Here is a 23432-nt window from a genome sequence, read left to right as displayed (position 1 = left end):
CCTCCCCCGCCTAAAGGCGGGGGATTCCAGCGGTCACCCGCTGGGGTTCCTGTTTCACCGACGACCGCCCCGTCCGGGAGGACTCCCGTTGAGGTCTTACACCGTCTCCACAGGCAGACGCCGCCAGCCCGGCGGCCAGGATGTTGCGTGCCGCGTTCACGTCACGGTCATGCACGGTGCCGCAGTCGCACGTCCACTCACGGACGTTCAGCGGCAGCTTCTCGCGGACCGTGCCGCAGGCCCCGCACAGCTTCGAGCTGGGGAACCAGCGGTCGATCACCACGAGTTCGCGCCCGTACCAGGCGCACTTGTACTCCAGCATGGAGCGCAGTTCCGTCCACGACGCGTCCGAGATCGCACGCGCCAGGGTGTGATTCTTCAGCAGGTTGCGGACGGTGAGGTCCTCGATCACGACCGTTTGGTTCTCACGGACGAGCCGAGTGGTGAGTTTGTGCAGGAAGTCCCGACGGCGGTCGGCGATCCGAGCATGGACCCTGGCGGCCTTCCGGCGGGCCTTCTCTCGGTTGTTCGAGCCCTTGGCCTTGCGGGACAGCTCCCGCTGAGCCTTCGCAAGCCGGGTCCGGTCGCGGCGCTCGTGCCTGGGGTTGGTGATCTTCTCCCCGGTGGACAGGGTCACCAGCGAGCTGATCCCGGCGTCGATACCGACCGCCGCGTCCGTGGCCGGGGCAGGGGCGATGGTGTCCTCGCACAGCAGGGATACGAACCAGCGCCCCGCGGCGTCACGGGAGACGGTCACCGTGGTCGGCTCCGCCCCCTCCGGGAGCGGGCGCGACCAGCGAAGGTCCAGCGGCGCCGTCATCTTCGCCAACGTCAGGCGCCCGTCACGCCACTTGAAGGCGGAGCGGGTGTACTCCGCACTCGCGCGAGACTTCTTCCGGCTCTTGTACCGGGGGTACTTGGCCCGCTTGGCGAAGAAGTTCCCGAACGCCGCCTGAAGGTGGCGCAACCCCTGCTGGAGCGGAACGGAGGACACCTCGTTCAGGAAGGCGAGTTCCTCGGTCTTCTTCCACTCCGTCAGCGCGGCGGAGGCCTGGACGTAGGAGACGCGGCGCTGCTCGCCGTACCAGGCACGGGTGCGCTCCTCCAGCGCCCGGTTGTAGACGAGACGCACGCAGCCGAACGTACGCGACAGCTCAGCCGCCTGCTCGCCCGTCGGATAGAAGCGGTACTTGAACGCCCGCTTCACCTGCTGCGCCATGCCTCACACTCTATCAATTCCTATGTGATTGAAGGGTTTCGGTCGCTGGTCGGCACACGCCGAATCGCCCTGACGGCGACTCGGCTTTCCCTGCCCTGCTCCGCAGGAGTCCGTTTCCTCCCCGGCCTGAAGGCCGGGGTATCCACGGAGGAATCCCGATGAACGGACTCCAATGTCAGGCGAACCAGCCCTGGGGACGGGGACGGGTATTGCGCCAGATGTGCTTGGTCTCGCGGTACTCCGCGAGACCGCTGGGCCCCAGCTCCCGTCCGGTCCCGGACTGTTTGAACCCGCCCCACTCCGCCTGCGGCAGATAGGGGTGGTAGTCGTTGATCCATACGGTGCCCAGCCGCAGCCGGGACGCGACCCGCTGGGCCCGCCCCTCGTCACCGGACCACACCGCCCCCGCGAGTCCGTAGATGGTGTCGTTGGCCAGCCGCACCGCCTCGTCCTCGGAGGCGAAACGTTCCACCGTGAGCACCGGCCCGAAGGACTCGTCGGCCAGCACCGACATACCGCTGTGGCATTGGTCCAGCACGGTCGGCAGATAGTAGAAGCCGTCCGCCAGGGCGGGATCCTCCGGCCGGGCCCCACCGCAGCGCAGCCGCGCCCCCTCCGCGATCCCGGCCGCCACATACGCCTCGACCTTGGCCCGGTGCGCGGCCGAGATCAGCGGACCGGTCCGGGCCTCCGCGTCGAACGGACCGCCCAGTCGGATCGCCTTCGCCCGGCGCACCACCTCGTCGACGAAGGCATCGTGCAGCGAGTCCTCCACCAGCAGCCGGGCACCGGCCGAGCAGACCTGTCCGGAGTGCAGGAAGACCGCGGTGAGCGCGTAGTCCACAGCCGTCTCGAAGTCCGCGTCGGCGAAGACCACATTGGGGTTCTTGCCGCCCAGCTCCAGCGAGGTCCGTTTCACCGTGCCGGACGCGGCGGCCATGATCCGCCGCCCGGTTCGCAGCCCCCCGGTGAAGGACACCATGTCCACATCGGGGTTGTCGGTCAGCGGCGCCCCCGCCTCGGCCCCCGGGCCCAGCACCAGATTGGCCACCCCGCCCGGGAGTCCCGCCTCCTGAAGCAGCCGTATCAGGGCGATGGCCGTACTCGGCGTCAGCTCACTGGGCTTGAGGACGAAGGTGTTGCCCGCCGCGAGCGCGGGCGCCACCTTCCACGAGGTCTGCAACAGCGGATAGTTCCACGGGGTGATCAGGGCGCAGACCCCGACCGGCTCATGGACCACCCGGCTGACGGCGTCCTCCAGACCGGTGTCCACCTCCCGGTCCACCTCGGTGCGCACCAGCGTGCCGAAGTAGCGGAAGCACGCGGCGACATCGTCGATGTCGATCTCGCTCTCCGCCAGCCGTTTGCCGGTGTCCAGGGACTCGGCGCGGGCGAGTCCGGCCTTGTCCCGCTCGAGCAGATCCGCCACACGCAGCAGCAGATCGCCGCGGGTGGCCGCCGGGGTGTGGGGCCACGGCCCCTGGTCGAACGCCTGCCGGGCGGCGGCCACCGCCTCAGCCGCGTCCTTGGCACCGCCCTCGTCGACGACCGCGACCAGCGAGCCGTCGGCGGGGCACCGGATCTCCCGGGTGCGCTGGTCGATCGCTTCGGTCCACTGGCCACCGATGAAGAGATCAGTCACGGGCATTCCTCCGCTGTCGGGGTCGGGACATGCTCGGTCACCCACTGGTGGAACGCGCCGATGTGGTGCTCGCTGGGGACGAGCACTCCGCCGCGCCGGTACGCCCGCGAGTCCATGGCCGGCTGGGTGCGCTCACAGGCGTCGAAGTCCTGGGTGTTGACGCGGTGAAACAGCTCGACCGACTTCGACAGATCCTGGTCGGAGGCGGAGGCCACGACGTCCGGTGCGTACAGCCAGTCGCACTCCACCAGGGTGCGATCGGCGGCGAGCGGGAACATCCGGTGGACGATCACATGGTCGGGCACCAGGTTGATGAACACCTGCGGGCGCACCGTGATCGCGTAGTAGCGGCGGTCCTGCTCCTCGGCGATCCCGGTGAACCGGTCGAAGCCCGCGCTGCCGTCCACCGTGAAGCCCTCGGCCTCCGCGGCGAACTCCGCGCCGTGGCCGACGAAGTACTGCGCGGCCAGACCGTCGGCGAACTCCGGGAGCACCTCGGTCAGTTCCGGGTGGATCGTCGCGCAGTGGTAGCACTCCATGAAGTTCTCGACGATCAGTTTCCAGTTGGCCCGGATGTCATAGCTGATCCGGCGGCCCAGGGCCAGCGCCGCCACGTCGTAGCGCTCCACTGCCTCGGCGTCGCCGAGGCGTTCGGCCACTGATCCGATCACCGTCTCCTCGAAGGAGGGCGGTTCGTCGGCCAGGCACACCCAGGCGTAGCCGAGCCATTCGCGCAGGGTCACCGGGATCAGCCCGCGCTCGACCCGGTCGATGTCGGGCATCTTCTGGAGGTTGGGGGCGGCGGTGAGTCTGCCGTCCAGATCGTAGGTCCAGGCGTGGTACGGGCACTGGAGCGAGCGCCGCACGGTGCCGGACTCCTCGGTGCACAGCCGGGCGCCGCGATGGCGGCAGATATTGAGGAACGCGCGCAGTTCACCACGGCGGTTCCGGGTGATCAGCACGCTCTCCCGGCCGACCTGCACGGTGCGGAACGCTCCGGGCCGGTCCAGCTCGGCGCTGCGCACGGCGCAGTACCACAGGGCCTCGAACAGGTGCTCCTGCTCCTGACGGAAGATGCCTGGAGAGGTGTACCAGTGGCCGGGGAGAGTGGTGATCAGACTGGGGGATGTGGCGGCGGGGGATTCGGGAGCCACAGTCATGGGTTCTCCTCAGGCGTGCGCGGCGGTCGGCCGCGGGGTCGAAGAGGTCGATGGGACATGGAACGCCCGGAGGTCAGCGGCGGATCCGCGCCATCCGCGGGTCGAAGAGGGGCTCGGCGGTGACGGTCGCGGGGACCTTCTCGCCGAAGTACTCGATGTGCACGGCGGTGCCGGGCACGGCGGCCGCGGCGGGCAGCCAGGCGTAGGCGACCGTGCGGCCGACGGTGTAGCCGTAGGCGGCGCTGGTCACATAGCCGGCGGGCGCGCCGTCGACGAACACCGGCTCGCTGCCCATGACCAGGGCGGCCGGATCGTCCAGAGTGAGACAGGTCAGCCTGCGCCGCGCGGTCTCCTCGGAGCGGCCCTCGAGTGCGGCCCGCCCGATGAAGTCGCCCTTGTCCATCCGGACGGCGAAGCCGACCCCGGCCTCGTACGGGTCGTGCTCGGTGGTCATGTCGTGGCCCCAGGCGCGGTACCCCTTCTCCAGCCGCAGGCTGTTGAAGGCGGAGCGCCCGGCGGCGATCACCTCGTGCTCCTGTCCCGCCTCCCAGAGGGTGTCCCACAGCCGCAGGCCCATATCGGCGGTGGTGTACAGCTCCCAGCCCAGTTCGCCGACATAGCTCAGCCGCATCGCGGTGACCGGGACATGGCCGAGGTAGGTCTGCCGGGCCTTGAAGTAGCCGAACGCGCCGTGCGAGAAGTCATCGCGGGTGAGCGGCTGGACCAGGTCCCGGGCGAGCGGGCCCCACACCCCGATACAGCAGGTGCCGGGGGTGATATCGGCGATGTGCACGTCGTCCGGGGCGTGGCGCAGCAGCCAGTCCAGGTCAAGACCGCCGTTGGCGCCCACCTGGAAGCGGTTCTCCGCCAGCCGCGCGACGGTCAGATCGCTGCGCACACCTCCGGCCTCGTCCAGCAGCAGGGTGTAGGTGACCGAACCGGGCTTCTTCGCCAGCTGGTTGGTGGTCATCCGCTGGAGGAAGGCGAGCGCGCCGCGTCCACTGACCTCCAGCCGCTTGAGCGGGGTCATGTCGTACAGCGCGACCCGCTCCCGGGTGGCCCTGGCCTCGGCGGCGGCGATCGGCGACCAGTAGCGGGCCGACCAGGCGTCGCGCGGGGGCAGTTCGATGCCCTCGGCGAGTGGGGCGTTGGCCGCGTACCAGTGCGGACGCTCCCAGCCGCCGCCCTCCAGGAAGGAGGCGCCCAGCTCCCGCTGGCGCACATGGAAGGGGCTGACCCGCAGCGGGCGGGGCCACTCCATGGGTTGCAGCGGGTGGATGACGTCGTAGACCTCGACGAAGTTCTGGGCGCCGCGCTCGGCCACATAGGCGGGGGAGCGCTGGGCGTCCTCGAAGCGGTACAGATCGCAGCCGTGGACATCGGTGGACGGCCGCCCGTCGGTCATCCACTCGGCGACGGCCTTGGCGACGCCCGCGGAGTGGGTGACCCACACCGCCTCGGCCAGCCAGAAGCCGCGCACCTCACGGGATTCGCCGAGCACCGGCATCCCGTCCGGGGTGAAGGAGAAGACGCCGTTGAAGCCCTCCTCGACCCGGCTCGCGCCGAGCGCGGGGAGCAGTCCGACGCTGTCCTCCCAGCTGGGCGCGAAGTCCTCCTCGGTGAACGGCAGCGAGGACGGCATCACCGGGGCGTCGTCGTAGGCGGGCACCTCGGCGGCGTCGACCGGCATCGGCCGGTGGGCGTAGGAGCCGATGCCGAGGCGGTCGGTGTGCTCGCGGTAGTACAGATCGCGGTCCTGGAAGCGCAGGATCGGCCGGTTCGCCTCGGTGCGCGGGTCATTGAGCCCCGCCAGCTCCGGCAGCGGCGCGGTCTTGGCGTACTGGTGGGCCAGCGGCAGCAGCGGAACCGGCACCCCGGCCATCGCACCGATCAGCGGGCCCCAGAATCCGGCGGCGGACACCACGAGGTCGGCGGTGAAGCGGCCCCGGTCGGTGACCACACCGGTGACCCGGCCGTCCTCCTGCTCGATCCCGGTCACGGTGTGCCGGTCCAGGAAGCGGGCGCCGCGCTCGGTGGCCCGCTCCATCTGGGCGCGGGAGGCGAGCAGGGCGCGGGCGAGTCCGTCGTCCGGGGTGTGCAGACCGCCGAGGATCCTGTCCTGGTCCAGCAGGGGCCACAGCTCCACGCAGCGGGCGGGGCCGATCAGTTCGGCCCGCACCCCCCAGGAGGTGGCGAGCCCGGCCTTGCGGTGCAGATCGGCCCAGCGCTCCTCGCTGGTGGCGATCTCCAGTCCGCCCACCGGGTTGAAACAGGACAGCCCGTCCACCTCGAGGGCGGAGAACTTCTCCACGGTGTAGGCGGCGAAGTCGGTGAGGGTCTTGGAGGGGCTGGTCTGGAAGACCAGTCCGGGCGCGTGCGAGGTCGAACCACCGGGGGCCAGCAGCGGCCCCTGCTCCAGGACGGTGACCTCGCTCCAGCCGCGGGCGGTCAGCTCGTCGGCCAGTGAGCAGCCGACGATACCGGCGCCGACGATGACCACGCGCCGCTGCCTGTTGCGGGCCTCCCCGTTCACAGGACCACCACCGACCGCAGCACCTCGCCGCGCTGCATCTTGGCGAACGCCGGCTCCACCTCGTCCAGCGCGATCATCTCGCTGATGAACGCCTCCAGGTCCAGCTTGCGGCTGAGGTGGAGGTCGACCAGGACGGGGAAGTCCCGGCTGGGCAGACAGTCGCCGTACCAGGACGACTTGAGGGCGCCGCCGCGGGAGAACAGGTCGATCAGAGGCAGATCGATCCGCATCTCCGGGTCCGGCACACCGACCTGCACCAGCACCCCGGCGTGGTCGCGCATATAGAAGCCCTGCCGGTAGGTCTCGGGGCGGCCCACCGCGTCGATGACGACATCGGCGCCGAAGCCGCCGGTCAGTTCGCGCACCGCCTCGACCGGGTCGGTGCCACGGGAGTTGACGGTGTCGGTGGCGCCGAAGCGGGTGGCCGCGTCCAGCTTCTTGTCGTCGATGTCGACCGCGATCACCCGGCGCGCCCCGGCCAGCGAGGCCCCGGTGATGGCCGCGTTGCCGACCCCGCCGCAGCCGATGACGGCCACCGTGTCCCCGTTGGAGACCTGGCCGGTGTGCACGGCCGCGCCGTACCCGGCCATCACCCCGCAGCCGATCAGGCCCGCCGCCTCGGGGCGCGCGGACGGGTCGATCTTGACCGCTTGGCCCGCCGCGACCAGCGTCTTCTCGGCGAACGCCCCGATGCCCAGGGCAGGGCTGAGCGGGGTGCCGTCGGCGAGCGTCATCGGCTGGGCGGCGTTGCGGCTGTCGAAGCAGTACCAGGGACGGCCCCGGCGGCAGGAGCGGCAGCCGCCGCAGGGAGCGCGCCAGGCCAGGACGACGTAGTCGCCGGGGGCGAGCCCGGTGACGCCCGGACCCACGGCCTCGATGGTCCCCGCCGCCTCGTGCCCGAGCAGATACGGGAACTCGTCACCGATCGCGCCTTCCCGGTAGTGCAGATCGGTGTGGCACACCCCGCACGCCTGGACGGCCACGAGCACCTCACCGGGGCCGGGATCGGGCACGATGATCGGCACCACCTCCACGGGGGCGCCCTTTTTGACCGCGACGACGGCGCGGGCTTCTTGCGGCATGGCTCACTCCTCTGTTCTCCTGCGCTCGCAGGGACCGGGCGTGGGGAGCTGACATGGCGGACTCGATATGGGGGGAAACCGACCGGTTCAACGGCTCTTGGTTACCCTCGAGTTGCGTATAGCGCGGCGTGTTGCGCGATGGGGGACATCCTGAAAGTGGTTCCCCCGCGCGGTCAAGAGGTACGCGCAATCGAGCTGTAGCGAAGCGTCGACCCGGGAGGGCGTGGCCGCGGACGGGCGCTCCCGGCGGGGCGTTCCGCGAAGACGACGAGGGGGCCGGACGGATCCGGCCCCCTCGTGCGGGTGGTGGTTCTTTCTCGCCTGCTCAGCCGGGGAAGCCCATCCTCCGGGACAGTTCCTCGGCCGTCTTCACGGCGTACTCGGCCAGGTCGGGCAGCCGGCTCTGAGCCATCCGGTAGGCCGGGCCCGAGACGCCGATCGCCCCGATGACCGCGCCGTCGTGGCCGCGCACCGGGGCGGCGACCGCGTTCAGCCCGATCTCCAGCTCCTCGCAGGAGTAGGCGAAGCCGCGCTCGGCGGCCGTCTCCAGCTGCTGCCGCAGCTCGGCGGAGGTGGTGAGGGTGTGCTCGGTGAACCGCGGCAGCTTCCGTGTCACCAGCCGCTCCCGCCGCTCGCCGGTCAGATGGGCGAGCAGCACCTTGCCGCTCGCGGTCGCGTGCAGCGCGGTCCGGCGGCCCAGCCAGTTGAAGGCGGTGACCGCCGCGGCGCCGCGCGCCTGCATGATGTTGACCGCCGCGTCCCCGTCCAGCACGGCGATATTGGCCGTCTCCCCGGTCTCGTCGGCCAGCGCCCGGCACACCGGGGCGCCCTCCTGCGAGATGTCCAGGCGGATGGCGGCGGCGCCCGCGAGTCTGAGCACCCCCGCGCCCAGGTAGTACTTCCCCCGTTCTCGCTCCTGGCCGACCAGCCCGCGGTTCTCCAGCACGCCGAGCAGCCGGAAGGCGGTCGACTTGTGCACCCCCAGCTCCTCGGCGATCTCGGTCACTCCGGCCTCGCCCAGCTTGGCGAGGATCTCCAGGACGCTGACCGCCCTGTCCACCGACTGCACTGACCCGGCGGCCCCCCGCTTCTCCTCGGCCCGGTCCTCGGTCGTGTTCGTCATGGGTCTGATCTCACCATCCGGCGGCTTCGCGTGGGGCCCCTCGACGGGGAACTCTTGACGACTGCCTTCCTGATCTGGATTCTGTTGCGCATCGCGCTATTCGATGCGCCATTCAGAACGCATGATACCGATCAACGTGAGGGGGGCCAATGATTCCCGTCTGCCGTATCGAGGACCTGCCGGAGGGCGAGTCGGTGCGTGTCGAGGCCGGTGAGACCGGCGGGCCGATCGCCGTATTCCACTCCGAGGGCGCGTTCTACGCCATCGACGACACCTGTAGCCACCAGGACGCCTCCCTCTCGGAAGGCTGGCTGGAGGGCTGCTATGTCGAATGCCCGCTGCACGCCGCGCTGTTCGATCTGCGTTCCGGCGAGCCCACCTGCCTGCCCGCCCGCAAGCCCGTACGGACCCACGCTGTCACGGTCGTCGACGGAATGCTCTATGTCCACCCCACGGTGCACACCGTTCCCGGCGAGCCCGTCCGCGCGGTCCAGGAAGAAGCCGTCGCATGAGGACGGTCACCGTCGTCGGCGCCTCGCTCGCCGGACTGCACGCGGCGCGGGGCCTGCGCTCCCACGGCTTCGACGGGCGGCTGATCATCGTCGGTGAGGAGCGCCACCGCCCCTACGACCGCCCGCCCCTGTCCAAGGAATTCCTCACCCGCCCCGGCGGCCCGGACGGCGATCCCGGTCCGCTCGCCCTGACCGACCCTGAGGACGAGGCCGAGCTCGACGCCGAGTGGCTGCTCGGCGTCCGGGCCGAGGTGCTGGACCCCGCCGCGGGCGAGGTCCGCCTCGCGGACGGCCGCACCATCGGCACCGACGGGGTGGTGATCGCCACCGGTGCCGCGCCCCGCACCCTGCGCGCCACCGCTCTCCCCGGGGTGCACACCCTGCGCACCCTCGACGACGCCGCCCGGCTCCGCGCCGAGCTGCACGCGGGCGCCGGCCGCGCGGTGGTGATCGGCGCCGGGTTCATCGGCGCCGAGGTCGCCTCCTCCTGCGCCGCCCTCGGACTGGACGTCACCGTGGTCGAGGCCGCCCCGCTGCCGCTGGTGCCCCAGCTCGGCGAGGAGCTGGCCGGGGTCTGCGCCGCGCTCCACCGGAACAGCGGGGTGGACCTGCTGTGCGGCACCCAGGTGGCCACCCTGCGCGGCACCGGCCGGGTCACCGGTGTGGAGCTCGCCGACGGCCGGGTGCTCCCCGCCGATGTGGTGATCGTCGGGATCGGGGTGCGACCCGTCACCGGCTGGCTGGAGGGCTCGGGCCTGAAGCTCGACGACGGGGTGCTGTGCGACGAGGGCTGTGTCACCGCGCTGCCCAATGTGGTGGCCGTCGGGGACGTGGCCCGGCTCGCCCGGCCCGGCACCGGACGCACCGTCCGCGCCGAGCACTGGACCAGCGGAATGGAACAGGGCGGGGTGGCCGCCCGCAATCTGCTCGCCGGATCCACCGTCGAGCCGTACACCGCGCTGCCCTACTTCTGGTCCGACCAGTACGGCGCCCGGATCCAGTACGCGGGACGGCGCGAACCCGGGGACACCGTCCGCATCGACGAGGGCGACCCCGCCGACCCCGGCGCCGGACTCCTGGCCGTCTATGAACGGGACGGCAACACCACCGCCGTCCTCGCTATCAACCGGCCCCGGCCCTTCATGCGGCTGCGCCGCGAGCTCGCCCGCGCTCCCCGGCCGGCCGGGAGGTGACCCGCTCCGCCCTGCGGGCCTCCCGGCGCTGACGGCGCAGCTCCCGCGCCGTGCTGCTGGGCCGGGAGACCACCCCGTAGCGCTGGTTCCAGACCTGGCGGGTCACCCACACATCCAGCACACCCCAGGTGGCCACCACCGTGCTCGCCACCGTGGCGAGCACGGCGGGGAAGGCGAACCACGACCCCGCGAAGGTGCACAGCACGGCCACCATCGCCTGCACCAGCGTCACCGCCACGATGATCACCGCCCGCACCGCCGCCGTACGAACGGGGTCGGGCAGCCGCCTCCGGCGGGCCGGTTCCTCGGTCCACAGTGGCCGGACCGCCCGCGCCGGGATGTCGCGATCCTTGTCCATCGCGCCGTGCATGGCGTCCATGACGCTCTCACCCCTTTCCTGCGGCCGCCCCGCCCCGCCGTCCAGATAGCGGTACTTGGGACGTATGCCCCGTTGATGTCCCCCATAACGTCACGAACGGCGGACACCGGAAGTTCCCCTCCGCGGACCGTGGGGAGAGGAAAACCGGCCAAGCCTCATGTGCCAGGGGCACTCGATGATCGGCAGGTCGGTGCCAAGCCCCGGGGGGTAAGTCGGACAATGGCCCGACAACTCCTGATCATCAGGGGTGGGGGGATCACTGCATCTACCGGACAGCTCTTCGAGGCCGCCGTATTCCAGTAGTAGGCTCGCGCCCGCTCGTTGTCGGAACATCGAACACCGCCCCCGCGCAAGGGGGTTGACGTTGGGGAGGCCATGCGCTTTCGCGGGAAGTCCATCCGCCGGAAGATCGTGGCGCTGTTGCTGGTGCCGCTTGTCTCACTGACGGCAATCTGGGCCTTCGCTACAGTGATCACCGGTCGTGAGGCGATGCAGCTGCTGGACGCGTCCGACATCATCGACAAGGCGGGCCAGCCGGCGGAGGACGCGGTGCACGCCGTCCAGAAGGAACGGCGGCAGACCCTCATCCTGCTCGCGGATCCCCGCCGGTCGGACGCGCTCCCCGTGCTCCACACCCAGCAGCGCAAGACCGACCAGGTCATCAACACCCTGCGGGACGCTGCCACGGACGGCGATGTGCGCGACCTGATGAATGGCGACTCCCGGGACCAGCTCGGCGGGATCCTCAAGGCGGCCGACGGCCTCGACAGTCTGCGCCGGAAGGTCGAGGACAACGACATCACCCGGACCGCAGCATATGAGTACTACAACAAACTCGTCGACCTCTGCTACAACTTCCGCAGTTCGCTGCATGCCGTGCCCGACACCGACCTGGACAAGCAGGGCCGGGCACTGGTCGCGATGATCCGCGCCCGGGAGGCCCTCTCCCGGGAGGACGCCCTGTACGTCTCCTCCCTGACGGCGCGCAAGATGAGCCTGGCCGACCTCAAGGCCATCTCCGACCTCATCGCCGAGCGCACCTTGCTCTACGACACCAACCTCCCGGTCCTGCCCGCCTCGGAGCAGAAGATCTTCGCCGACTACCGGCGCACCAAATCCGCCCCCGCCGCGCTGCGGGTCGCCGAGGGGAAGCTGCTGTCCTCGATGGACCCCAAGGCGGCCATCAAGGCCCTGGACCAGGAGCACTGGGAGGCCGCCGCGGGACCGGTGCTCAATGACTACGACCGACTGGGCGAAGAGGCCACCGACCGGCTCCAGGACCGTATCGACCCGGTCGCCGACAACGTGCTGCTCAAGGCCGGCGTGGCCGGCATCCTCGGTCTGCTGGCCCTGGTCGTCTCGGTCTTCGTCTCCTTCCGGATCGGCCGCACCCTGGTCCGCGACCTGTCCGGGCTCCGCAAGGACGCCCAGGAGGTCGCCAGCGTCCGGCTGCCCGGTGTGATGCGCCGCCTCGGCGCCGGGGACAAGGTCGACATCGAGACCGAGGCGCCCCGGCTCGACTACGGCCCCGATGAGATCGGCCAGGTCGGCCAGGCCGTCAACACCCTCCAGCGGGCCGCCGTCGAGGCCGCCGTCAAACAGGCCGAGCTCCGCCAGGGCGTCTCCGAGGTCTTCGTCAACCTCGCCCGCCGCAGCCAGGTGCTGCTGCACCGCCAGCTCACCCTGCTCGACGCCATGGAACGGCGCACCGAGGACACCGACGAACTCGCCGATCTGTTCCGCCTGGACCATATGACCACCCGTATGCGGCGGCACGCCGAGGGCCTGGTCATCCTCTCCGGCGCCGCGCCCTCCCGGCAGTGGCGCAAGCCGATCCAGCTGATGGACGTGGTGCGCGCCGCCGTCGCCGAGGTCGAGGACTACGAGCGGATCGAGGTCCGCCGGATGCCGCGGCTCGCGGTCAACGGCCCGGCCGTCGGCGACCTCACCCATCTGATCGCCGAACTGCTGGAGAACGCCACCGTGTTCTCCCCGCCGCACACCGCCGTCCAGGTGCACGGCGAGCGGGTCGCCAAGGGCTTCACCCTGGAGATCCACGACCGCGGTCTGGGGATGACGTCCGAGGCGCTCATGGAGGCCAACCTCCGGCTCGCCGAGACCGCCGAATTCGAGCTGTCCGACACCGACCGGCTCGGTCTGTTCGTGGTCAGTCGGCTCGCCCAGCGCCAGGGCGTCCGCGTCTCGCTCCAGCCCTCGCCGTACGGCGGCACCACCGCCGTCGTCCTCATCCCCGGCAGGCTGCTCAGCGAGAACGACGCCGATGACGACGCCGACGACCGCGGCCGCGGCCAGGGTTACGACCGGCTGGGCCCCCAGAGCAGGCTCCAGGCGGTCCAGCAGCGGACCGCGCCGTTGGAGGACCCCTCCGCGGTCTTCCGGGAGCTCACGGCGCCGACCGGGCCGACGCGGGGTGGACCCGCCCAACTCGAGGCGCCGGTATCGCGGTTCCCGGCCGGGCCTGCCGGGGCGACCGGGGCGAACGACGAGACCGAGGAGGACGAGGAGCTGGGCGGGATCTTCCGGGCCCGCGGACTGCCCAGCCAGCGCCCCGCCCCCGACGTCGAGCGGCACCAGCCCGCTGCCGCACCGCCGCCTGCCCAGGGCGGTGGCCCCGCCCCGCTGCCCCGCCGTGTCCCGCCGGTGCTGGTCTCCGACCACGGCCGCCCGGTCGACGGCACCCCGGGCGGCCGGCACGCCCGTCCGTACAGCGCCGATCAGCCCTCCCGGGCCGAACGGCCGGGCCCGGACAGGGGACCGGGTTCGGACAGCGGAACGGCCCCGGTCGCACGGGGACAGGCACCGGAGCCGGGACAGGGGCCGGGACAGGGATACGGATCAGGGCACATCCCGGGGCAGGGCCAGGACCGCGCCCCGTCCTGGGCGGGGGAGCGGACGCCCGAACGCCCGGCACCGCCGCGGCGTTCGGCATCCGGGCTGCCCAAGCGCGTCCGGCAGGCCAACCTGGCTCCGCAGCTGAGGAACGACCCCACGCCGCGCGATGAGGCGGAAAGGTACCCTTCGGACACCGATCCCGAGCGGGAGGCCGAACAGGCACGGGCCACCATGGCCTCCCTCCAGCGGGGTTGGCAGCGTGGTCGGCGTCAGACGGGCAGCGGTTCCGGCGCGCAGGACACAGCACCAGGAATGACATATGAGGGGGACGGTCGATGACCGCATCGAACGCCGCAGCAGGGAACGCCTCGGCACGGACGTCGGGCGAACTCAATTGGCTGCTTGACGAACTGGTCGGACGGGTGGGCAGCATCCGCAAGGCGCTGGTGCTCTCCGGGGACGGCCTGCCCACCGGCGGCTCACACGATCTGTCCCGGGAGGACGGCGAGCATCTGGCCGCCGTGGCCTCCGGATTCCACAGCCTCGCCAAGGGCGTCGGCCGCCACTTCGACGCCGGCCGGGTGCGGCAGACCATCGTCGAACTCGACGACGCCTTCCTGTTCGTCACCGCCGCGGGCGACGGCAGCTGCCTGGCGGTGCTCGCCGACGCCGACTCCGATGTCGGTCAAGTGGCCTACGAGATGACGCTGCTGGTGAAGCGGGTGGGCGCCCATCTGGGCTCCGCTCCGCGATCCGGCGGGTGACGGAGGCCGGGGGACATGACCCGAGGCGGGGAACAGACCGGCCGCTGGTTCGACGACGCGGCAGGGCCGGTGGTCCGGCCCTATGCGATGACACGGGGGCGCACCCGCAGCGCCGCGGAGGGAAAGCTCGATCTGATCGCGGTCGTCGTCGCCGACGCTGTGAGCCAACGGACCGTCACTGACCAGACGCTGTCCCCGGAGCACATCGACATCGTCGAAATGAGCCGCGACACCCCACAGTCCGTCGCCGAGCTGGCGGCCGAACTCGACCTTCCGGTCGGGGTGGTCCGTGTACTCATCGGTGACCTGCTCCACGCGGCACTCGTCCGAGTGTCCCGGCCCGTACCTCCGGCGGAACTGCCGGACGAGAGGATTCTGCGCGAGGTGATCAATGGTCTACGGGCACTCTGACCTAGGCCGCTCTCCCATCGTCGAACCGGTCACGCTGAAGATACTTGTGGCGGGCGGATTCGGCGCGGGCAAGACGACCCTGGTGGGCGCGGTCAGCGAGATCAAACCGCTGCGCACCGAGGAACTCCTCACCGAGGCCGGCCGTCCGGTCGACGACATCGCGGGGGTGGAGGCCAAGACAACCACCACCGTCGCCATGGACTTCGGGCGTATCACCCTCCGCGAGGACCTCGTCCTCTACCTCTTCGGCACCCCCGGACAGGACCGCTTCTGGTTCCTGTGGGACGAACTGGCCACCGGCGCGCTGGGCGCGGTGGTGCTGGCCGACACCCGGCGGCTGGAGGACTGCTTCGCCGCCATCGACTACTTCGAACGGCGCGGTATCGCTTTCACGGTGGCCGTCAACTGCTTCGAGGGCGCCGAGCGCTACCCCGAGGAGTCGGTGCGCGACGCGCTCGACCTCGACCCCGGCACCCCGGTCATCCTGTGCGACGCCCGCGAGCGGGAGTCCGCCAAAGACGTACTCATCTCGGTCGTCGAGCACGCGATGCTGGCCTCGGCCACAAGGCGCTAGCCGGACCTCCGCGCGGCGCAGGAGCGACCCGGCCCGTACCCCGCTCTCCGGGGTACGGGCCGTCGCCGTACGGCGCTGCGGGGAACTACGCTTCGGCGTCCCGGTCCTCCTTGTGCCACCCGAAGCTGCGCTCCACCGCCATGCGCCAGTTGCCGTACTCGCGCTCCCGCTCCTCCGCGCCCATCCGCGGGGACCACTCGGTGTCCCGCTGCCAGTGGGAGCGCAGTTCGTCCAGGTCCTGCCAGACCCCGGTGGCCAGCCCGGCCGCGTACGCCGCGCCCAGACAGGTGGTTTCGGAGACCACTGGACGGATCACCGGGACGCCGAGCACATCGGCCTGGTGCTGCATCAGCAGCCCGTTCGCGGTCATCCCGCCGTCGACCTTGAGGGTGGTGATGCGCACCCCGGAGTCCTGGTACATCGCGTCGACCACTTCGCGCGTCTGCCAGCTGGTGGCCTCCAGTACGGCACGTGCCAGATGTGCCTTGGTGACGTACCGGGTGAGACCGGTGACCACCCCGCGCGCGTCGGAGCGCCAGTACGGGGCGAACAGCCCGGAGAACGCCGGGACGATATACGCCCCGCCGTTGTCGGACACGCTCGCGGCCAGCGGCTCGATCTCGTCGGCCGAGCGGATGATGCCCAACTGGTCGCGGAACCACTGCACCAGCGCCCCGGTGATGGCGATCGAACCTTCCAGGCAGTAGACGGGCCGCTCACCCCCGAGCCGGTAGCCCATCGTGGTCAGCAGTCCGCTCTTGGCGGGCACCGGGCGGTCGCCGGTGTTCAGCAGCAGGAAACTCCCGGTGCCATAGGTGTTTTTGGCCTCGCCGACGCCGTAGCAGGTCTGGCCGAACACCGCGGCCTGCTGGTCACCGAGGGCGGAGGCCACCGGCACCCCGGCGAGCTGGCCCACCGCCGTGCCGTACACCTCGGCCGAGGACCTGATCTCCGGGAGCATCGCCTCGGGGATGTTCATCGCCGCCAGGATCGCGCTGTCCCACTGGAGGGTTTCCAGGTCCATCAGCAGGGTGCGCCCGGCGTTGGTGACATCGGTGACATGCACTCCGCCGTCGGTGCCGCCGGTGAGGTTCCAGATCAGCCAGGAGTCGATGGTGCCGAACGCGATCTCGCCGAGCTCGGCGCGGCGGCGCAGCCCGGGTACGTGTTCCAGCAGCCAGGCGGCCTTGGGCCCGGAGAAGTAGCTGGCCAGCGGGAGCCCGGTGGTGCCCCGGAAGCGGTCCTGGCCGTGTTCGCCGCCGAGTTCGGCGCACAGGGCGGAGGTGCGGGTGTCCTGCCAGACGATCGCGTTGTGCACCGGTTTGCCGGTGGCGCGGTCCCACAGCACGGTCGTCTCGCGCTGGTTGGTGATGCCCAGCGCGGTCAGCTGGTCGGCGCGCAGCCCGGCCTTGGCGAGTGAGCCCGCCACCACGGCCTGCACCTTGGCCCAGATCTCGGTGGCGTCATGCTCCACCCAGCCCGGTTTGGGGAAGATCTGGCGGTGTTCACGCTGGTCGACGGCGACGATCCGGCCGCCTTGGTCGAAGATGATGCAGCGGCTGGAGGTGGTGCCCTGGTCGATCGCGGCGACATAGGTGTCCGAGCGGTTCGGCATGGCGTCTCCTTCGGTCAGAAGGCTGCGTTGAAGACAAGACCCGCGAGCACGGCCCCGATCAGCGGACCCACCACCGGGATCCAGGCGTAACCCCAGTCCGAGGTCCCCTTGTTGGGGATGGGCAGCAGGGCGTGGGCCAGGCGCGGGCCGAGGTCGCGCGCCGGGTTGATGGCGTAGCCGGTCGGCCCGCCCAGGGACAGGCCGATCCCGACCACCAGGAAGGAGACGAGCAGGATGGAAATACCGGATCCGTAGATCACCGTGCTGTCGCCGCCTCTGCCGGACACCGGGCCGATGCCGATCCCGTCGACCTTGCCGAAGGCGAGCAGCGGAAGCACCAGGGCCGCGGTGGCGATGATCTCGGTGACCAGGTTGGCCACCGGATTGCGAATCTCGGGGATGGTGGCGAAGACACCCAGCGTGGGCTGAGCGTTCTTCTCCTCGGCGTTGGCGGCGAACTGGGCGTAGTAGAGCAGCCAGGCGAGCACCGCGCCGATGGCGGCGCCGATCAACTGGCCGCTGATGTAGAGCGGCACCTTGTCCCAGTCGCCGGTGTCGACGGCGACGCCCACGGTCACGGCCGGGTTGAGATGGGCGCCGGAGAGCGGCGCCGCGGTGTAGGCCCCGGCCAGGACACCGAAGCCCCAGCCGAAGGCGATGACGATCCACCCGGCGGCCTTGGCCTTGGAGTGGTTCAGGGTGACGGCGGCACAGACGCCGGCTCCGAAGAGAATCAGTATCGCGGTGCCGATGACCTCACCGGTGAAGATGTCCCCATTGCTCATGGCGGCTCCTAGGTCCTGTCCTGTCGATCTTCGTGGATCAGCCCGCGGCGTCTGGTGCCGTGGAACGCACGGCGGAGGGTCGTCCTCGTACTGGGCGTACTCGGAAGATCCCGACAACGCGGCGAGGCGCGGTGCCAGGCGTCGCGGGCCCGCGAAGATCGGCAGGACAGGGCCTAGGACCTCGCCCGGGACGCGGTGCCCCGGTCCTCCGTGCTGGGTCGTTTCGAGCGTGCGGATGCATCGGAATCGCCCATGGGGGGTGAGCGTGGTGGAGCCTGCGCGCGGCGACGCCGACGGACACCGCAGAAGTGTTGCTCCGAGGCCATGTGGCGTCAAGGTGATGAACGGCAACGGTGTCCGTCACGGCCGGACGCCGGACGCCTGCGCCCCACGGTCCCTCAGCACACCGCGATCACCGACGAGCCGTGCCCGAACAGCCCCTGGTTCGCGGTGATTCCGGCGCGCGCCTCCGCCACCTGGCGGTCTCCCGCGGTGCCGCGCAACTGCCAGGTGAGCTCACACACCTGGGCGATGGCCTGGGCCGGGACCGCCTCCCCGAAGGACGCGAGACCGCCGCTGGGATTGACCGGGATCCGTCCGCCCAGCGCCGTGACCCCCTCGCGCAGCAGCTTCGCCCCCTCCCCGGTGCCGCACAGCCCCAGGTCCTCGTACCACTCCAACTCCAGTGCCGTGGACAGGTCGTACACCTCGGCCAGCGACAGATCCTCCGGACCGAGCCCGGCCTCCTCGTAGGCCGCCCGCGCGATGGACGGACGGAACGGATCGGGTCCCGGGCCGGCCGTCGGAGCGGAGTCGGTGGCGATGTCCGGCAGATCGAGCGCGGTCCGCGGATAGCGCGGCGAGACCGACGACACCGCGCGGATCCGCACCGGCCGCCGTGCCCCGCGCCGCCGCGCCGTCTCCATGCTGCCGAGCACCAGCGCCGCCGCCCCGTCGGAGGTGGCACAGATGTCCAGCAGCCGCAGCGGATCGGCGACCACCGCGGACGCGGCCACCTCCTCGGCGGTCACGGGGGAGCGGTAGCGGGCGTAACGGTTGAGGGCCCCGGCGGCCGCGTTCTTCACCTTGACCCGTGCGAAGTCCTCGGGCGTATCGCCGTACACCGCCATCCGGCGGCGTGCCCACAGCCCGAAATAGGCGGGGTTGGTGGCGCCCAGCACCCGGAAGCGCAGCCAGTCCGGGTCATCGGGGCGCTCACCGCCCGCGGGTGCGAAGAAGCCCTTGGGCGCCGCGTCCGCGCCCACCACCAGAACGGTGTCCGCCATCCCGGACAGGATCTGGGCGCGGGCGGTGTCGATCGCCCGCGCACCGGACGCACACGCCGCGTACACACTGGTGACCTTGGCGCCCTGCCAGCCAAGCGCACGGGCGAAGGTCGCGCCCGCCACCTGTCCGGGATAGCCGCAGCGCAGGGTGTTCGCCCCGACCACGGACTGGATCGCGGACCACTCGAGTCCGGCGTCCTCGAGCGCGGCGCGGGCGGCCGCCGTCCCGTACTCGGTGAAGTCACGGCCCCATTTGCCCCATGGGTGCATTCCGGCGCCCAGCACCGCCACATCGCCCGTCATGACGCCTCCTCGGGAACCGGCCGCCAGTGCCAGGTGGTCAGGGTCCGCCCGTCCTCCTCGGCCAGCACCCCGGGTACCACCTCGACCTCCATGCCCACGGCCAGATCGGCCACGGTCACCCCGGGCGCGCCCTGTCCCAGCACCACCATCCCCTCGGCCGCGAGCTCCACGGCGATCAGGGTGTACGGCTGCCAGGGGCGGTCGGGGTCCGAGGGATACGGGGCGGGCGGCCGGTAGCGGCCGTCGGTGTACGACCAGATCCGGCCCCGCGGGGACAGCGGCACCTCGTCCAGTGCGGTGCCCGGACAGCCGGGGGCGCGGCAGAAGGCGTCCTCGCGCGGGAAGTACACGGTGCGGCACCGGCGGCAGCGGGTGCCCAGCAGCCGGAATGCGGTGGTGTCGTCCGGGGTGAACCACCCCGTGACCACCGGTGTTCGGGTATGGGACACGGCCCCTCCCGGCAGACGGTCCAGTGGACAGTGGTGCAACTCGAACTGACGGTACGTCAGAAGTGTGCCACGGGGAACCTCGGACGCGTCACGTGCCGGAAGAGACCGGGACCGTCGGCGGCCGGTCAGTGGCCGGTCAGCGACCGGCGCGCCACCGGGAAGTCGAAGTAGGTGTCCGGGAACAGCTCCGGCTTGTAGGTGTAGTGCCACCACTCCTCGGCCAGATTGACGAAGCCCAGCTTCTCCATGGTGTTCTTCAGCAGCATCCGGTTCGCCCGCTGGGTCCCGGTGATCCGCGGATCCATGGTGTGCGAGAGGGTGTCGAAGCAGTCGTATCCGGTGCCCATGTCCACCGAGTTGTCCGGGAACCGCTCCTTCCGCGGCCCGTAACAGGGCGTGAGCTGCTCGCCGGGCTCATACGGCCGGGTGGGCTTCGCGGGCAGCTTCACGATCGTCAGATCCAGCGTGCTGCCCCGGCTGTGCCCGGACTTCTCGGCGATATAACCGTCCTCGAACAACCGGGTCTTGTCGACCCGCGGATAGAACTCACCCTTCATCCGCTGGTCGTCGAGGTCCTTCGCCCACTCCACGAAGTTGTCCACGGCGCGCTGCGGGCGGTAGCAGTCGTACACCTTCAGCGTGTCACCGCGCTTCAGCAGCCGTGTCTGCGCCCGGTGGAGCGCCTCGGCCGCCGGACGGGTCAGGATGCACATCGGGCGGCGATAGCCGTCGACCGGATCACCGGTGAAGTTGTGCGGTGTGAGATACCGGATCTCCTGGAGGATCGTCGGATCCACATCACTCAGCGCCACGAACTCCTCGGGGGCCTTCGGATCGGGTTTCGCCCGCGCCGGGCCGGAGGAGGCCAGGGCCATCAGGGCGGCGAGGGGCAGGGCGAGGGCGCGCAGCGCGGCAGCACATTTCGGCATGGCCATCCTCTACCAGCCGCCCACGCCCCGGACAACCCCGGCCGCCGCGCGCCCCGTTGAGCGCTCAGTGGCGCCCCCGGCCCCCGCTCCGAGGTGCGTGGCCGCGTACCCGCACCGGATGGACCACCTCGGCCCCGTCCTCCCGCTCCACGCGCACCTCGCCCGCGCGCAGCCGGGTGGAGAACCGCACCACCTCGGTCTTCTCCCAGCCGTCGCCCCGGTCCTCGACCAGCACCCCGCCGCCGCCCTTGCGCCCCGGACACGGTGTCCACACCTCCAGCTCCACCCCGCCGTCGGCACCCGCCACCGGCACCACGGAGCCCGCCCGTGCCAGCACCGGGATCCGCGACAACGGGGCATCCAGCACCGCCTTGCCCGGCCCCTCGTACGCCACCCCGGTCACCGTGTCGTACCAGCGGCCGCGTGGCAACCGCACCGTACGCTGCTCCGCCCCCTCCTCCAGCACCGGCGCCACCAGCAGCGCGTCCCCCAGCAGAAAGGCGTCGTCACAGTCGCGCAGCGCCCGGTCCTTGGGTGTGCGCCACCACACCGGCCGCACATAGGGCGCACCGGTACGCCCCGCCAGCTGGGCGAGGGTCAGGAAGTACGGGTGCAGCCGCTGCCGTTCGGCCAGCGCCGCCGTCGCGAACCGAAGGACCCGCGGCCCGAACTCCCACGGCTCCCGGCGCCCCGCCGAAATGGCCGAATGCGTGCGGAACAGCGGCAGATACGCGCCCAGCTGGAACCAGCGCAGATACAGCTCGGGCGACGGAGAGCCGGTGAACCCGCCGATGTCCGGCCCCGAGTACGGCACACCCGACAGACCGAGCCCCAGCACCAGGGCCAGCGAGGCACGCAGCCCCGGCCAGCCGGTGGCCACGTCCCCCGACCAACTGCCCCCGTAGCGCTGCAACCCCGCCCAGCCGGAGCGTGAGAAGAGGAACGGCCGCTCCTCCGGCCGCAGTTCGCGCAGACCTTCGTAACCGGCCCGTGCCATGGTCAGACCGTAGACGTTGTGCGCCTCCCGGTGGTCGCCACCGCGGCCCTCCAGCGTGTGCCGGGCCGAGCGCGGCAGCGTCGTCCCGCCGAAGGCGCCGAACGACACCGGCTCGTTCATGTCGTGCCACACCCCGGAGAACCCCTGCGCCAGCCGCTCCGCGTACAGCGCGCCCCACCATTTGCGCACCCGCGGATCGGTGAAGTCCGGGAACACCGACTCACCCGGCCACACCTCACCGCGCACCTCCAGGCCCAGGGCGTCGCGTACGAACACATCGGCCGCCGAGCCGCTGTCGTACACCGCGTCACCCGGCTCCGCCTTCACCGCCGGATCGACGATCGACACCAGCCGTACGCCCTCGCCCCGCAGCTCGGCGGCGAGACCGGGCAGATCGGGGAAGCGCTCGGTGTCCACCGTGAACACCCGGTTCCCCGCGTAGTGGTCGATGTCCAGATGCAGCGCGGACAGCGGCAGCCCGCGCTCCCGGTAGCCGGCCACCACCCGGCGTACCTCGTCCGCGTCGCCGAAGCCCCACCGGGCGTGCTGATGGCCGAGCGCCCAGGCGGGCGGGACCGCCGGGGCGCCGGTCAGCGACGCCCAGCTGTGCATCACCCGCGCCGGGGTGCCCACGATCACCCAGTAGCGCAGCGGGCCGCCCTCCATCCGCGTCCAGCAGCCGCCCGGACGGTCATGGCCGGAACCCTGGCCCTCCTCACCCTCCCGCAGGGTGACCGAGCCGTCCCACGAGTTGTCGTGGAACACCAGATGGGTGCCCGCGTCCGCCACCACCAGCTGCAACGGCACGGTGAGCGAGAGCGGATCGTCACCCGGCCGGAAGGCGCCCCCCGGGTCGGTGTTCCACAGCCGGTACCGGCCGTCCCGCAGCCGTGGCCCCGACGACCGCCCGCCGAGCCCGAAGAACCGGGCGTCCGCCGCCACCTCGGACCGCTGCTGCCAGCGGGCGCCCTCGCCGAGCGGCCGCTCCCCGTCGGGCCCGCCCCCGTCCCGCTCCTGCTGTGCCGAATCCTCCTGTGCCGAGTCCTCCTGTGCCGATCCGGCCACTGCGGCGGCCGGTTCCCACCAGCGCGGCGGAAGATCGCGGCGGAGCAGCACCCCGCCCGGCGTCCGCACCTCCACCGCGCCCAGCCGGGAGACCGCCACCGTGACCCGCTCGGACACCACCCGCCAGCCGCCGACCGTGTCCGGTTCCAGCACCGCCCGGTCATCCACCTCCGGGCAGCCCCGGACCAGCGCGTACGACGGTTCCGGCGTCGCCCCGTCCCAGCCGCAGAACACCGCGCCGCCCGTCGTCACCCGCACCCGCAGCGACGACCGCGCGAACCGCACCATGCCGCCGCCGGGCTGCGGATCCGCCCCGGTCACCACACCCGGCACCCGGGCCAGCTCCGGGCCCCGCCGCGGCAGCCCCGCCGCGTCCGAACGCCGCCGCAGCCACGCCGCCCGCAGAGACCGCAGCCCCCGCGCCGTACCGACCGCCTTCACCGACCGAACCAGCTTCCCCGACCGCACCAGGTCACGCGCATCCATACTGCTCACCCTGCCACTGACGGAGCCGGTGCAGACCACAGTTCAACTGCCGTTCACCCGTGGTCCGGCCAC

General features: G+C 71.4%; 19 protein-coding genes. 6 read left to right on the top strand and 13 right to left on the bottom strand.

Going from position 1 to position 23432, the window contains the following annotated elements; translation table 11 throughout:
- Nucleotides 1-10 precede the first annotated feature (10 nt).
- The 6 genes from AC4BEG_RS03725 to AC4BEG_RS03700 form a co-directional block, all read right to left on the bottom strand.
- Complete coding sequence (locus AC4BEG_RS03725; protein ID WP_490704475.1) at nt 11-1219, bottom strand: RNA-guided endonuclease InsQ/TnpB family protein; 1209 nt, start codon at nt 1217-1219, stop codon at nt 11-13.
- Between the two features lie 175 nt (nt 1220-1394).
- On the bottom strand, nt 1395-2861 hold the full coding sequence (locus AC4BEG_RS03720; protein ID WP_490704474.1) for an aldehyde dehydrogenase family protein: 1467 nt from the start codon (nt 2859-2861) through the stop codon (nt 1395-1397).
- On the bottom strand, nt 2858-4021 hold the full coding sequence (locus tag AC4BEG_RS03715; RefSeq protein ID WP_490704473.1) for an aromatic ring-hydroxylating oxygenase subunit alpha: 1164 nt from the start codon (nt 4019-4021) through the stop codon (nt 2858-2860). Before AC4BEG_RS03715 ends, AC4BEG_RS03720 begins: the two co-directional genes overlap by 4 nt.
- 73 nt (nt 4022-4094) lie before the next feature.
- On the bottom strand, nt 4095-6554 hold the full coding sequence (locus AC4BEG_RS03710; protein ID WP_490704472.1) for a GcvT family protein: 2460 nt from the start codon (nt 6552-6554) through the stop codon (nt 4095-4097).
- Nucleotides 6551-7636, bottom strand: a complete 1086-nt coding sequence (locus tag AC4BEG_RS03705) for an S-(hydroxymethyl)mycothiol dehydrogenase (protein ID WP_490704471.1) — start codon at nt 7634-7636, stop codon at nt 6551-6553. The genes AC4BEG_RS03710 and AC4BEG_RS03705 overlap by 4 nt, the downstream gene beginning before the upstream one ends.
- A 325-nt stretch (nt 7637-7961) precedes the next feature.
- A complete protein-coding gene (locus AC4BEG_RS03700) occupies nt 7962-8759 on the bottom strand; it encodes an IclR family transcriptional regulator (protein WP_490704470.1) in 798 nt (265 codons plus the stop codon).
- Nucleotides 8760-8908: 149 nt separating this feature from the next.
- On the opposite strand from AC4BEG_RS03700, the gene AC4BEG_RS03695 reads away from it, so the two are divergent.
- Together AC4BEG_RS03695 and AC4BEG_RS03690 are read left to right on the top strand one after the other, a co-directional pair.
- Nucleotides 8909-9271 carry a bifunctional 3-phenylpropionate/cinnamic acid dioxygenase ferredoxin subunit gene (locus tag AC4BEG_RS03695; protein WP_490704469.1) on the top strand — a complete coding sequence of 121 codons (363 nt, stop codon included), beginning with the start codon at nt 8909-8911 and terminating at the stop codon, nt 9269-9271.
- Nucleotides 9268-10464, top strand: a complete 1197-nt coding sequence (locus tag AC4BEG_RS03690; protein WP_490704468.1) for an NAD(P)/FAD-dependent oxidoreductase — start codon at nt 9268-9270, stop codon at nt 10462-10464. The genes AC4BEG_RS03695 and AC4BEG_RS03690 overlap by 4 nt, the downstream gene beginning before the upstream one ends.
- Here AC4BEG_RS03690 and AC4BEG_RS03685 read toward each other — a convergent pair.
- Nucleotides 10412-10843, bottom strand: coding sequence for a hypothetical protein (locus AC4BEG_RS03685; protein WP_490704467.1), 432 nt, complete (start codon nt 10841-10843; stop codon nt 10412-10414). The two genes, AC4BEG_RS03690 and AC4BEG_RS03685, sit on opposite strands and share 53 nt — an antisense overlap.
- A 375-nt stretch (nt 10844-11218) precedes the next feature.
- Between AC4BEG_RS03685 and AC4BEG_RS03680 the strand changes: the two genes are divergently transcribed.
- From AC4BEG_RS03680 to AC4BEG_RS03665, 4 genes are read left to right on the top strand one after another with little or no spacing between them, the layout of a single operon-like run.
- Nucleotides 11219-14035, top strand: coding sequence for a sensor histidine kinase (locus tag AC4BEG_RS03680; protein WP_490704466.1), 2817 nt, complete (start codon nt 11219-11221; stop codon nt 14033-14035).
- Complete coding sequence (locus AC4BEG_RS03675; RefSeq protein ID WP_490704465.1) at nt 14032-14460, top strand: roadblock/LC7 domain-containing protein; 429 nt, start codon at nt 14032-14034, stop codon at nt 14458-14460. Before AC4BEG_RS03680 ends, AC4BEG_RS03675 begins: the two co-directional genes overlap by 4 nt.
- A 15-nt stretch (nt 14461-14475) precedes the next feature.
- Nucleotides 14476-14871, top strand: a complete 396-nt coding sequence (locus AC4BEG_RS03670) for a DUF742 domain-containing protein (RefSeq protein ID WP_490704464.1) — start codon at nt 14476-14478, stop codon at nt 14869-14871.
- Nucleotides 14852-15445 (top strand): GTP-binding protein, encoded by a 594-nt coding sequence (locus AC4BEG_RS03665; protein ID WP_490704463.1) that lies wholly within the window; start codon nt 14852-14854, stop codon nt 15443-15445. The genes AC4BEG_RS03670 and AC4BEG_RS03665 overlap by 20 nt, the downstream gene beginning before the upstream one ends.
- Nucleotides 15446-15530: 85 nt before the next feature.
- Here AC4BEG_RS03665 and glpK read toward each other — a convergent pair whose 3' ends face one another.
- From glpK to AC4BEG_RS03635, 6 genes are all read right to left on the bottom strand, one after another.
- Complete coding sequence (gene glpK, locus AC4BEG_RS03660; RefSeq protein ID WP_490704462.1) at nt 15531-17060, bottom strand: glycerol kinase GlpK; 1530 nt, start codon at nt 17058-17060, stop codon at nt 15531-15533.
- A gap of 14 nt (nt 17061-17074) precedes the next feature.
- Nucleotides 17075-17845, bottom strand: a complete 771-nt coding sequence (locus AC4BEG_RS03655; protein ID WP_490704461.1) for an MIP/aquaporin family protein — start codon at nt 17843-17845, stop codon at nt 17075-17077.
- 398 nt (nt 17846-18243) lie between these two features.
- On the bottom strand, nt 18244-19434 hold the full coding sequence (locus tag AC4BEG_RS03650) for a lipid-transfer protein (RefSeq protein ID WP_490704460.1): 1191 nt from the start codon (nt 19432-19434) through the stop codon (nt 18244-18246).
- On the bottom strand, nt 19431-19883 hold the full coding sequence (locus AC4BEG_RS03645; protein WP_490704459.1) for a Zn-ribbon domain-containing OB-fold protein: 453 nt from the start codon (nt 19881-19883) through the stop codon (nt 19431-19433). The genes AC4BEG_RS03650 and AC4BEG_RS03645 overlap by 4 nt, the downstream gene beginning before the upstream one ends.
- A 125-nt stretch (nt 19884-20008) precedes the next feature.
- On the bottom strand, nt 20009-20812 hold the full coding sequence (locus AC4BEG_RS03640; protein WP_490704458.1) for a M15 family metallopeptidase: 804 nt from the start codon (nt 20810-20812) through the stop codon (nt 20009-20011).
- A gap of 64 nt (nt 20813-20876) precedes the next feature.
- A complete protein-coding gene (locus AC4BEG_RS03635) occupies nt 20877-23360 on the bottom strand; it encodes a glycoside hydrolase family 31 protein (protein ID WP_490704457.1) in 2484 nt (827 codons plus the stop codon).
- Nucleotides 23361-23432: the final 72 nt, after the last annotated feature.

Source organism: Streptomyces sp. JLBJ103 (genome assembly GCF_058215575.1).
The sequence above is the reverse complement of the archived record's forward strand: the minus strand, read 5'-3'. Positions and strand labels throughout refer to the sequence as shown.